This is a genomic window from Hymenobacter lutimineralis (assembly GCF_008271285.1).
Classification (GTDB): Bacteria; Bacteroidota; Bacteroidia; order Cytophagales; family Hymenobacteraceae; genus Hymenobacter; species Hymenobacter lutimineralis.
The window spans coordinates 95,484-107,480 of sequence record NZ_VTHL01000018.1 but is presented as its reverse complement, the minus strand read 5'-3'; the positions used below and the strand labels follow the sequence as shown (position 1 = coordinate 107,480).

The 11,997-nt window shown below is 51.6% G+C and carries 9 protein-coding genes; 2 read left to right on the top strand and 7 right to left on the bottom strand.

Annotated features, from left to right (window positions below):
* The first annotated feature begins 130 nt into the window (after positions 1-130).
* A complete protein-coding gene (locus tag FY528_RS15955; RefSeq protein WP_149072022.1) occupies positions 131-1,090 on the top strand; it encodes a site-specific integrase in 960 nt (319 codons plus the stop codon).
* Positions 1,091-1,570: 480 nt separating this feature from the next.
* Positions 1,571-1,732, top strand: a complete 162-nt coding sequence (locus FY528_RS21300; RefSeq protein WP_187632154.1) for a hypothetical protein — start codon at positions 1,571-1,573, stop codon at positions 1,730-1,732.
* 118 nt (positions 1,733-1,850) lie between these two features.
* On the opposite strand, the gene FY528_RS15950 is transcribed toward FY528_RS21300, so the two are convergent.
* The 7 genes from FY528_RS15950 to FY528_RS15920 all read right to left on the bottom strand — a co-directional run bounded on the left by FY528_RS15950 (position 1,851) and on the right by FY528_RS15920 (position 11,972).
* The gene (locus FY528_RS15950) at positions 1,851-2,789 is read right to left on the bottom strand and encodes a hypothetical protein (protein ID WP_149072021.1); all 939 of its coding nucleotides are present in this window, start codon (positions 2,787-2,789) and stop codon (positions 1,851-1,853) included.
* A 13-nt stretch (positions 2,790-2,802) separates the two neighbouring features.
* A complete protein-coding gene (locus FY528_RS15945) occupies positions 2,803-4,440 on the bottom strand; it encodes an AAA family ATPase (RefSeq protein ID WP_149072020.1) in 1,638 nt (545 codons plus the stop codon).
* Positions 4,430-6,118, bottom strand: coding sequence for a restriction endonuclease subunit S (locus FY528_RS15940; protein ID WP_149072019.1), 1,689 nt, complete (start codon positions 6,116-6,118; stop codon positions 4,430-4,432). Before FY528_RS15940 ends, FY528_RS15945 begins: the two co-directional genes overlap by 11 nt.
* Positions 6,105-7,490 carry a class I SAM-dependent DNA methyltransferase gene (locus FY528_RS15935; RefSeq protein ID WP_187632153.1) on the bottom strand — a complete coding sequence of 462 codons (1,386 nt, stop codon included), beginning with the start codon at positions 7,488-7,490 and terminating at the stop codon, positions 6,105-6,107. Before FY528_RS15935 ends, FY528_RS15940 begins: the two co-directional genes overlap by 14 nt.
* A 506-nt stretch (positions 7,491-7,996) precedes the next feature.
* A complete protein-coding gene (locus FY528_RS15930; protein ID WP_149072017.1) occupies positions 7,997-9,364 on the bottom strand; it encodes a Fic/DOC family protein in 1,368 nt (455 codons plus the stop codon).
* Complete coding sequence (locus FY528_RS15925) at positions 9,364-9,636, bottom strand: antitoxin VbhA family protein (protein ID WP_149072016.1); 273 nt, start codon at positions 9,634-9,636, stop codon at positions 9,364-9,366. Before FY528_RS15925 ends, FY528_RS15930 begins: the two co-directional genes overlap by 1 nt.
* An 80-nt stretch (positions 9,637-9,716) precedes the next feature.
* Positions 9,717-11,972, bottom strand: coding sequence for a TraM recognition domain-containing protein (locus FY528_RS15920; protein ID WP_149072015.1), 2,256 nt, complete (start codon positions 11,970-11,972; stop codon positions 9,717-9,719).
* Positions 11,973-11,997 lie beyond the last annotated feature (25 nt).

The following is an 11,997-nucleotide window of genomic DNA, read 5'->3' as shown; positions in this document are numbered from 1 at the left end:
TGATTGCCGTGTGCAATAAGCTCCTCAAACAAGCCTTTGCCATTGTCAAATCCGGTGTGCCCTATCAAGCAGATTTTTCTTCTTCTCTGGCCTGCAAGGCTTGACTTTTAACACAGTTCATATACGCCACATGGAAAAGCCCGACGCGGTCACCCTGCATGCCGTCGGTCACGGCCTCGCCCACCACACCGGCGCGGCCGCCCGCTACGTCGAGGCCGGCCTGTCCGGGGCAGCCAATACGGCGCGCGCGTACGCCGCCGACTTGAAGCGATTCGGGGCCTGGTGCGCCGGCCATGGCTTCGAGGCCTTGCCCGCCTCGGTGGATGCGCTCGTGGGCTTCGTCACTAGTCTAGCCGAAGCCGGCAAGAAAGTGGCCACCATTGAGCGGCACTACGCCGCCATCAGCAAGGCCCACGCCGTGCGCGGCGTCGCTTCACCCACGGACGACAAGCAGTTCAAGATTTTTATGGACGGCGTGCGGCGCGTGCACGGCGTGCGCCAGAAGCAGGCCCCGGCGTTTTCGCTGGCCCAGCTCAAGCGGCTGGTGCGGGGCCTGGATACCAAAACCGTCGCCGGCCTGCGCGACCGGGCACTGTTGCTGCTGGGCTTCACGGGGGCGTTTCGCCGCTCCGAGCTCACGGCCCTTAACGTACAGGACCTGCGCTTTACCGACGACTGCCTCATCGTCTCGCTGGGCAAGAGCAAAACCAACCAGTTGGGTGACTACGAGGAAAAGGCCATCTTTTACTCTCCGGAGCCGGCCGTGTGCCCTATCCGCTCCCTGCGGGCCTGGCTGGAGCAACTGGAACGCATTGAAGGGCCGGTGTTCGTCATGCTGCGCAAAGGGAGCCGGATTACGGCGAATCGGCTTTCCGACCAAACCGTGAACCTGCTGGTGCAGCGTTACCTGGGGCCAAAGTATTCCGCACATTCCTTGCGGGCCTCCTTTGTGACCGTGGCCAAGCTTAACGGGGCCGATGACAGCGAAATCATGAATCAGACTAAGCACAAGACGAGTGAAATGATTCGCCGTTACACCCGTCTTGATAATGTGCAGCAGCACAATGCGGCTCAGAAGTTGGGGTTGTGAGTCTTTCTAAATACCTGCCTATAAGATGTCACGAAGAGTTTGTAACGTTTGCTAAACGAACACCCTCTTTACGTAAATGCGCAGTTGACGTCCTGCGAATGCTCGTTTACAAGATGTAAAATGGCATTGAACAACATTGGCAGCATTAGTATGTGCTCCTACTTTGCTGGCTACTCGTATTTAGTTACTGATAAAATGATAGTTCGAGTCCGTCTCTGTTACCTAAATGGTCGTTTCCTGAATATAAAACACCTTTTACTTTATGCGTAGGACAGTTTATAGGACAAATACTGTCGTACTCATAAGGCGACCACTTAAAACCCCTTCTGCAATTTGTAGAGGTTTTTTGTTTGTTATAGATAAAGCAACATAAAGTCCACTCCTAAAAGCTTATCTTTCGTGTTATCGACGGCTCGCTGGCTTTCGCCACGACCATTCCACTAGCTCATGCCTGATGTATAGGATGACAACACCGTGACGGTGAAGGCCATCTTCAAAAACGAACTGTTTGACCGCAACGGCCTGACGCTTCACGCTACTGGTGGGGCTGGCGGGTCGTTCACCGTGGCCCGGAAGGATATTCACTCCATCTGGGAGGTAAGGGAATTCTACGGAGTAGTGCCGGTGCGGCTGCTCTCATAATTGAATGAGCTTTATCTCTTGCTGTATAGACAGCTTCGCTCCTACAGCAAACTGGATTTCAAAGCAAGCTTTTCTGACAATATGTTGTTCTGCACTAAGATATCCTTGTAAGTGTTAATTATTTTGATAGAGTGTTTTTAGGAAAAACTCTCTCAAGCCAATTTTCTTCATCTTTATAATATCTAATACAGTCAATAGCTACTGCAGAAAATTCATGATTAGCATCTAAGAATTCTGTTATAAATTCCTGTTTTAACCGCCGTACTTCATCTATGTCTTTATCAACGAATAGTGCCTTTTTCATTTTATCATATATGAAGTCCTTGCAGTATTTCCACTTCTTTTTTCTAAACTCAATCAAATCGTGCTCATCTAGGTGATAGACAGCAATAGAAGTTAAGACACGACACTTTATCCATTTCCTTTCCTCGGTGGAATCATCATAAATAGTATACGCATTCCCGAACTGGTCAAAGGAAATAAATTCTGCATCACCCAGTTTGCACGGGTCGAGCAGGCAATTAATTTCATTTTCTATACCATCTGCATTTATTGCTACTGAACTGCCTTTTTTCAAAGGAAAAAAGTCGGATTTGCCTTTAGCTCTATTCTTCAAGTTAGCTAAAGCAATACTTGTGTCATGTCTAGATTGATTTCTAAAGCATGAACATACTCTGAAATTTTTTGACTCAAAAGCCAAAAACCACCAACCTCTAGTGCTTTCTTCTTCTAATTGTTCAAACTCATTTTCTGATAGATATTCTTGAAATTGAGTTTTAAAAGATTTGTTGGCGTCCTTTCCCTTAGGGCGAAAGTGGTCAATATCGATATCGTCAGTAATTCGAGATTCCGAATACCAACATTTTCTAAATAAAGTACTGCCTAATGGCAATATAGCCCGTACAAAATCCGGCCTTTTCCACAATGGATTGGTTAGATTTTTAAAGAATATCCTTCGTTCTTCCTGTGTTTTTATCTGGAGGTCAGCAAGAGTATTGTTTGCCTTACTCTGCCATCCAGCAGGTATGACAAGTCTGTTAAGGTCTACGTATCTCATGTAAATAGTTAGACTATATTTCTTCGCCTTTAAATAGGTTATTTAATATGTCCAATGCTAATTTATTTTGCTCTTCAATCTCTTCCTGATTTTTTGGAAGCCCGAGCCCTCTTTCACGCTTAACTTTGGTTAAGGTCATTTCAAACTTTTGAAATAACGGGTCTTTATAGACACTATTATAGCCTATCTTATCCAAGATATGCTTTAGCTCAGTAAGCCTAGCTTTGTCAGTATTATTAAGTGGTTCTCCAAAATACTCTTTGCTGCGGAGGGTGCGTTCCTCATCTATTTCTTCCTGGGTTGGAATATCCAAAGTTGTAGGCAAGTGGAATATTTCTGTTAATATTCCTCCTACGCCCATACCTCTAGGGTGCCTCGTTGGAATCAGCGAAACCGTTCTGCCTTCCTCATCAGCTTTGAAAATACGTACTTCTTCCTTACATAAGCTGCCTATGGTGAATGGGTCGTGAGACGTCATAATCACTTGGCTAGTACTATGTTTAAGCGCAACCTTGGAAATAAATTCCATGTACTGCCACCTCCAAAGCGGATTAAGATGGGTATCCGGTTCGTCTAATAAATAGAGACTTTCATCATACTGTGTAAAGCGCATTAGGCCTAAAACTGTCAGTAGCTGCTGCTCTCCCTCGCTCAGGTCTTTAAATGTGATGTTTCCCGCATAATTCTTTCTGATTCTAATCCGTACCTCTCTGTACAAATCAGACGCATTTATACTCTCGAGTATATTAAAGAACTTGATGTTATCCCATTTCTTGGTGCTGACTAACTCTTTGATTTTTTCAATATCTGAAATGTATAAAATCATTCTATCCTCACGGGTTTCACGCCACAGGTCTACTCTGTGAGGCCTTGAGTCTCTTAGAGGAGCAGTAGAAATTTTATACAAATCATTTAGGAAGCTCTTTACTATCCCTTTACTGCCCCAGAATTTAGGGTCGCCGCCTTTAGTTCTTCTCCAGCTAGGCCTTTTTAGTATAAAGAGAATTGTTTCGAGATTCTCGATATTTAAATTTGATTTTAAAAAATCGTAAATATCTTGTTCTAAATTGAACGCGTAAAAAGAGAGCAGGACGAAATGACTGTGATGCAGTTGGACATAAAAAAACCTTCTATCTCCTAGCTCTCGGTCATCGTCACTGTTCACCAATGACAGGGCAAACTCTTTACTGGGTTTGTGCAATATCTCCTCAAGCCTATTGCTGTTGCCCAAGCCGGAATAGTAAGTAAAAACATGCTTAGGCAGATACTTGTCTTTATCGCCTCTCAGTGTGCTCAAAGGCAACGTACCTCTTGCATTCGGATTGGAGAAAATTTTATCTGCTATATCATCAGAATCATCGGAAATAAAACCTGCTGGTTCTATTTCCCAAGCTGAGTATCTTTGGGATGTACTATCATTCAAATGGCCTTTAATTACTATATTCTTGCCCTTTATTTCATAGTAAATACAGAAATCGAATTCCGGCTCTAAATTATAATCAATATTTTTGAAAATGATGACGATTGCTTCAATGAAATTTGATTTTCCGGTTGCATTTTGGCCTATAATGACCGTTTTCTCCTCAGTGAAAGTAGAATCAAAGTTGTTTAAGTTTTTGTATCCGCTGATATGAATGCGCTTAATTTTCATTTTCAATCAATTTTAAGGTAATTACTGATTCATCATCAGACCTACTTATTTTTATTTCAGTCTTTTTACCTTCAATTTCTCTGAAGAAATTTTCGTAGCCATCCGTTTCCCAATGCTCATAATATTCCGATTGCTGCCAAGCTTCTTCAACGGTCAGCGCCCCATCTGGGGATTCCCGAAGTAAATCTATGATGGAGCGTTTATCCTTCATGATTAATTTAAATGATTTGTTTCGAGCTCGTATTTTAATGTTATTCTTTTTGGCAGTTGCTTCCAATCCTATTTTATCTTCAGCCAGTGATTCTAGAACTTTATTAAATCCCTCACCACCATTATCGAATTCGGTCTTTTTATTTGAAAAGTCAAAGGCCTGATTTAATAACGAGCGGTTTAGTTGTTCAACATCATGTATAGCAGCGCTATGACTTAATGCTGTATTATCAGCAAGGGTAATTATACCCTCGATAAGTCTAATAATAGCGACTTGTTCTTCCATAGATGGGACAGGGACTAGAAAGTCACCAAGCTTTTCGGCATTGATGTTAGCCTGACTTGCGCTACCGACCATGATTGATTGGTTGTAGTCCTTCGCAAATGGCGAATTGAGGCAATAAGAAAGAAAATATGGATTGATGGCCGAAATAGGCTGAATCCGAATAATATACCCCGCAAAAATTGCCTCTATATCGGCGTCGAAGACAGCCGTTTTTCCGACAAGTTCGGGGCTGTTCGTCCTGTTGAAAAGGATGTCTCCTTTTTGCAGCCGGAACTTTTCGATGTCTTCAGTATCAGACGAATACTTGAGCTTCTCAAATGTTACTCGTCCGTCTTTGATGTTGCCCATGCCAAGCACAGGTGTTGTCCCTTGAGTATAGGACTTGCTCGACGTGCCGTACTGAATTCTTGACGCCAAGTCCTTGATTCTGGCGAACCACCAAGTAGATGGAATGTGCCAGCTCGGGTGCTGGTCACTGGTGCGCTGCAGTTCGGTTTCTGGCAATCCAAGTGTTTGACCAGAAGGCTTGGCTGCCTTGTGCTTGGCCCGCCAGTTAGCGGTGAGGCTTCCGGACAAGGCTGCGGCGATGACCGACTGCTTGAAAGCTTCTATCGAACTAGCAACGTTGGTCTCATCATAGGCAAACGCTACGTTAGCCACATTCAGAGCGTCTTTTGTTAGCGAATGCTGCTGCTTTAAAAGCAAAGCGCCCTGCGCTAGTTTTTGGTCAAGTGCTTGTACAATTTCAGCCTGCTTTTCGAGCGTTGTATAAGGCACCTCCAAATCAAAAAACAAATCTGCATCTACGTGAGGGATGCCAGAGCCGGAAGTATTCTGATTAATGAACTCGAACTTGCTCTTTAAGAAGTAATACAGGTAGTCTTGCGTTACGCCCACAAGCTTTAGGCACATTAGAGTAGAGCCAATAGCGCCTTCACGGCCCCTAAAGACTAGGCCACTCCTGGAGCCATCCCACACCACAAGCAGGTCCTGGTCGGTCGCTGTAGGGGCTAGGTCCTTATGTGTGTACTGCGTTGCTTCGCCAGTTTCCAGCGAACTGATGTCTAGATAAGGGACGGACCCTGCAAATGGCTTCTTGCTGAGCGTGGCAGGCTTGCTGCCTTTTTGCACGACGACAAGTTCGCGCAGCGGTATGGGATAGAACAGGCTAGGAGTTTTCATCTAGGATGTTCTTCAGGTGGTAGAGTCCCTCCAGCTGCTGCTGAAAGTTTACAATAAGCTTATCGACGTAGAAGGAGGGCGCTTCCAAGGAAGACTGGGTGTTCATTTTCACGAAAGATATGTCGTAGTCCCGTTCCTTCACCTCGGCCAGCGTGTGTTTTGTGAAACGCTCACTCTCCTTGCGTTCAGAAAGTCCATCCGGGTCTTGTCCGTAGGCCTCTACAAAATCGGCGAAGTGCTTCTGGTATTCAAGAGGGCGTGATGTTTTGCGCACCTCCTCCACGCTGGTCCTTGCGTCATACACCCAAACATTTTTGGTCTTTTTGCCTTTCTGTAAGAAGACGACGCACGCCTTCACACCCGTCGCGTACGGGTTGAACGTTCCCCGAGGCAGTTTTAAGATGGTATGGACATTACACAGCCCTTTGCCTATGTAATGTTTCCATAGTTCCCGAGCCTTTGCATCAGTTAGAATGCTGTCAGGCAATACCATTGCCGCGCGTCCTTGCTTTTTCAGGACTTCGTGAATGTGCTGAACGAAGTTGATTTGTATGTTACTCGTAGCTACAATGAAGTCCCGTTGTTTAGGTACGCCAATGCTTCCCCTAGTACCGAAAGGGGGATTTGTTATGATGCAATCGAAGGCCTCTGTGGCAACGTGGTCGGTGTATATGGAATCTCCTAGGATTAGGTTGGCCTCGATTCCGTGTAGGAACATGTTCATAAGGCCCAGTCGGTACGGTCGTACAACCAACTCCTGTCCATGGTATGCATCCTTCTGCACGTAGCGCCGCTCACCCGCGGTTAGCTTTTTCTTCTGGTTCTGGAACCACTCTGCAGCTACCGTTAGAAACCCTGATGTCCCACAGGCAACATCAGCTACCTTGAATTTTTTGGTGGCTAGTACATCAGGTTTGATGACATCCACAATTGCTTGGATGAGTGGGCGCGGCGTGAAAAACTGACCTGCACCCTTCTTCCCTTCATTCGCCGTTCTTTCCAGCAAACCCTCAAAAGCCTCACCTTGTACGTCCTTACCTAACTTCGTCCAACCTATTTCCTCTATCCCTTCAACAATCTTTTTAAGATTAGTTGCATTCTTGATTTTGGATATGGGTTCTTGAAATATTTGACCTAATAGGCCTGGTTCTTTACGTAGAGTATCCAGCGCTCTGTTATAATAATCAGTCAAGGCATCACCATCCAAAGCCAGCATATCACGCCAACGGCAATGAACCGGCACTTTAATGGACCCTTCGTCGGCCATTTTTAGAAAAAGCAAATACGTCAATTGCTCTACATAATCGGCGTAGTCCATGCCATCATGACGGAGTATATGGCAGAAATTCCAGAGCTTATTAGTAATATCCACAGGTGCTGTCAGTTACTTTCCGGCAGGGCACTACCTGCTTTTTGCTAGATTATGCTTGCCTTTCGGCCGGAGGCCAAAGGTAGGGTTTGCTACTGTACTTAGCTTAGGTGTTTGTCAGCCATCTGGCATCGCTTATCACAGCCCGCTTGTTTTTGGATAGTAAGGATTGCCGGGTCGGCTTAAGCTGGGCAGCACTCCTATATAGTCGATGCGGGCGCGGCAGGCGGCACTGATGTACTGGTTGCTGCGCACGGCGTGGGTTGGCGGAGCGTTAAGGACTTTTCCAAAGCCAGCTGCTTGATTTCGTCACGCTCCGCGCTGCTGGTCACGGCCTGTTCAAACGCCTGACGCTACCAACGGCTGAGCAAGGCTGGCGAACCTTTAATGGGTGAAGCATTTGAGAAACTACTGTTTTCTGAATGGTAATTCCACTTTTGTATAAGACCTGAAAACACGTCTTTTCAGGCTTTTTCCTACGTATGTTTTTCGAACCTTGTCTTTGAGGCCTATCGCTCTATGCTTTTAACATCGCGGCCATATGCTTCTACTTTAGCGGTGCTGCGTTCGTATTCTTTAGGGGCCTTCTCCATTATACCCACCGCGCTTTTCAATTCTTCTAGGTGTCGGCTACCTTTCAGCGCTGGAATCTTATCGGCGGCAGCAATTGACTTGCCCACGTTCTCTCGGTTCAGTCCACCAATGAAAGGCGTGCGGGCCACATGCCGGGCCACCTCCTGCAAACGGGCCGCGTCCAGCCCCTTCCCGTGTTCACGCAGGTCCTGGGCCACTTGGTTAGCTGCATGTTTAAAAACGAACTGCGCCTCGTCGTGAGTTTTAGCCAGTATGGGCACCTTCGCGGCCGCTTCCTTTACCTCCGCTATGGCCTGCACCTGCTCGGCCGCTGCGCGAAACCGCTTGGCGTCGTTGCGGTCCTGTGAGGCATCTGACCCTTGCAGCGCGGGATGCTTGCTAATTCTATCTGCCGCCTGCTGAAACTGCGCCAAATGAACCTGTATAGCTGCCGGATTCAGGTTAGTCACTTCAACCCCCTTCCCTACCGCGACACCCTTCTCGTAATTACCGGCCCCGGGCATGTTGGCCACAATGTCCATCACCCGGTAGCCCGTAACTACCAGCTCGCGCCGGGCATCCATAGCCTTCATCTCCGGGGATAAGGCTGCCAGTGGCCGCGCCTGGCTGGGGTCGCGCAGTTTCTCCGCTTCAATGCCCGGCGCCGGGCTAATCACCTGGTCAAACATGGCTTTCAGCGCCTGCAGGTTCTTTTCTACTTCCTGGGGCGCGTGCGGGCGGACCATAGCCAGGTCACGGGCCCGGTTCAACGTGGCGGGGTCGATGCGGGCAAAGTCAACCTGGTAGCCGGCTTCCTTGCCCAGCTGCACAAACGTGGCCTGCAGCGTACGCCCGTTCCCGTCCCGAAAGGCGTGGGTGTGGTTATACTGGTCGAGGTAGTAGGCGGCACGTTCGGCAAACTTCTCTTCCGACAGTCCCTTCAGGTAATTCTCCTTACCCAGCTGCTCACCGATGGCGTTCAGGCGCGGCTCAATTTCCTTGAAGGGCGCGTAGGTCATCGTTTCCTTGAAGCCCGTGACGTAGGTGGGCTTGTGCCCCTGAAACTCCCGGTCGGCCCGGGTTTCGCCGGCCCACTGGTAGACGCCCTCAAACAGCTTCTGGTGCACCTGCTTGAGGTGGGCGTGGTCGTAGCGCCCACCGGGGATGCCGCCCTGCACATTGAGCCGCTGCAGGCGCAGCAGGGAAGAGTCGGTTTCGGCCTGGGCCAGCTGCTGGGGGTCAGTTATGCCCAGTCGGTTTATCCGCACTCCGTTCTCGTCACTGAATCGGTCGCCGGCTACCATCAGCGCGCTGGGTTAGACTCGGAGGTAGCTAAACCGTTGCCCGGCCGGTAGCGGGCCAGCAGCATGGCGTCGGTGAGCTCAATGGCTTCCTCGATGCTTATCTCCCCGTCCACGTGCCGCTGCATGATGGTCAGGGCCTCCGGGCTGGGCGCGGGGCCGTTGCTCATCAGGATGGCGATGGAGTTGTTGGCGTGCCGCTCGCGCTCCTGACGGGCGGTCAACTGCTCAGTAGTTAGGCCGGCCGGAGCGGGCGTGAAAAAGCTTTTCATCATGGGAATCGGGGTATGGATACTCGGGTACTTACTCAACAGCAAAAAGGGCCTAAACGTCGCTTTTTACAGGGTTTTCAAGGCTAATCCACCTCATTTTTTGTGCCTCCTGCTAAGGTGTTTACATGCAGGGCCAGCGTTTCTTTTACCTGCTGGCTGACCCGCCGGTAATTCTCCTGCACCACGACCGAGAGCGTGGCGGCGCTATTCTTTTCGTCGCTGCCGAAGGTGGCCACCGGGTGCAGCGGAAACCGCTCCTGGGTAGCGTCGGTCCGGGAGATGACTCCCTGGAAGAAGGTGCGCTCGGTTTCCACGGTCTGCCCGATAAACTCGCCCTGCTGCAGGCCGATGGCATCCTGCACGCGCACCAGGCTGCGCTCCTGGTAGCTGGTGCTCAGGTTGGAGCTGTGGCTGCCGTGGCCTCCTCCCCCGCCCTGGCTCTTACCGGTGCTGGTGCTGTGCATCTGCTTGTCCTCGCGGCCCACGAGCTCGGAGATGAACTTGGCCGTGTCCAGCGAGTTGACCTTGCCGAAAAACTGGTTGTTGAGGTTGCTGACCATAACCTTCATCTTGTCAGGTCCATAGGCATCGGTCATTTGAGCCAAATCCTGGGTCATGTAGATGGTGGCCACCTTGTTGCTGCGGGCCGTGGCCGGCAGCAGCTCCAACCCCGGCACGTACACCGTGGCGGCCTCGTCGAGGAACACGTAGCTGCGGTGCTTGTGCTGCTGGTTCATGAGCTTGATGGCCACCGTGATGATGCAGCTGACCACCGGCGAGAAGGTTTCCTTGAGCGTGGGGTCGTTGCCGATGCACAGCAGCGCCGGCTGCTTGGGGTCGTTCAGGTTGAGCGAGAACCCCTCCCCTTTTTCCTCGTCGGGCGTGAGCACCCACACGATTTCCGGGGAGTTGATGCGGTTGAGAATCACCTGCAGCGTGCCCACGACGGCCGCGACCTGCTTCTCGGCCCGCTGCTCCACGGCCGTCACGATGCTGCGCACCATGCCGGCGCACTCGGGGTCGGTTTCCAGCATGCTCAGCACGTGCTTGAAGTCCTTGTGGACGGCCGTGGCCACCACGTGGGGAATGGTGCAGTAGCGGGGAAAGTGCTTTTTGTAAAACCAGATGATGCCCGTCAGGTAGGCCACGGCGCTGATGTCGAAAAACTCCATCTTGCGGATGCTGGCCGGGTTGAGGTTGTTGATGATGGCCCGCGAATACTCCTCGGCAAAAGCCACCACCGGCATGTCCTCGGCCCGCAGCGGGTTCACCCGCTCGCTGCGGGTCAGGTCGCGGAAGTTGATGACGTGCAGCACCACTGCCGGCTCGGGTTCCCCGCTGGGCAGCAGCCGCGGCGGACTCTGCCGGCGCCCGGCCAGCTCCAGGGCCTTCTGGGCCACTTCGGCCAGCACCGGAAACTTGAAGTCGTAGATGAGCCCGGCAAAGTTCTTGGCCGCCAGCTGCTCGATGAGCGGCTCCCCGATGGAGAAGGTCTTGCCCGCCCCGGCGCCGCCCAGCACCAGCACGCCACGGTAGGGATTGGGTACGTTTACCCAACCGCCCCCTTCCGTGGGCAGGTTAAACCCGTCCGGCGTCTCCAGCTTCTTGCGCTCCACGCTCAGCCCAAACTCCGGGCTCTTGGTGGCGGCCCGCAGCAGACCCACCACGAAGCCGCTGGCCAGCGCCACGGTCACCGCGACGGGGTAGCCCACCCGGATAAAGCCCGGCTGGTAGCTGGTCATGGTGAGCAGTACGTATGCACTCAGCAGAAACAGCCCCGCGCAGCTGGCCACGACGACGCGCACGGCCTGAGGCCGCAGCGGCTTGCGCCGGGCCTGCCCCGGTTTGCGCTCCGGCGCCGACTGTAGAAATACCAGCGCCAGGGCCACGAGCAGCAGCAGCCCCCGCAGGTACCCGCCGGCCGCGTCGTAGAACCGACCGGCCTTCACTAGTACCTTCTGTTGAAATCCCTGCCCGGCGGTGGCCACGCGCAGGGCCGCTGTCCCACCCGTGCGCACGACCTGGTCGCCAGCCTGACTCGTGGCGGTGGCCAGCTCGGCAGCCGGCTTGCCCACCACGGGCGCCGCTTGCCGCCGCAGCCGCGTGCGCCGTGCTTCGGCCCGCTGCCGGTTGAGTACGGCCAGCCGGGCCGCCAGGCGCTGCCCGTGAGTCAGCCGGGGAGCTTGGGCGGCGTGGTCTTGCGCGGCGCGGGCCGCGGCCAGCTCCGCGGGGTGCAGCAGCACGTACCACTCGCCGGCCAGCAGACCCGCCAGCAGTAGGGCCAGGATGAGCAAGACGGACTGCGAAGCGGCCGCGGGCCGGGGTGGTTGGTTTAGCATGGGGGGGGAAATAGGATGGGGTGGG

What these genes read in the sequence shown, in the direction of transcription:
- FY528_RS15955 (WP_149072022.1), top strand. Translation starts at nt 131, where the DNA reads ATGGAAAAGCCCGACGCGGTCACCCTGCATGCCGTCGGTCACGGCCTC.
- FY528_RS15950 (WP_149072021.1), bottom strand. Translation starts at nt 2,789, where the DNA reads ATGAGATACGTAGACCTTAACAGACTTGTCATACCTGCTGGATGGCAG.
- FY528_RS15945 (WP_149072020.1), bottom strand. Translation starts at nt 4,440, where the DNA reads ATGAAAATTAAGCGCATTCATATCAGCGGATACAAAAACTTAAACAAC.
- FY528_RS15940 (WP_149072019.1), bottom strand. Translation starts at nt 6,118, where the DNA reads ATGAAAACTCCTAGCCTGTTCTATCCCATACCGCTGCGCGAACTTGTC.
- FY528_RS15930 (WP_149072017.1), bottom strand. Translation starts at nt 9,364, where the DNA reads ATGGTAGCCGGCGACCGATTCAGTGACGAGAACGGAGTGCGGATAAAC.
- FY528_RS15925 (WP_149072016.1), bottom strand. Translation starts at nt 9,636, where the DNA reads ATGATGAAAAGCTTTTTCACGCCCGCTCCGGCCGGCCTAACTACTGAG.
- FY528_RS15920 (WP_149072015.1), bottom strand. Translation starts at nt 11,972, where the DNA reads ATGCTAAACCAACCACCCCGGCCCGCGGCCGCTTCGCAGTCCGTCTTG.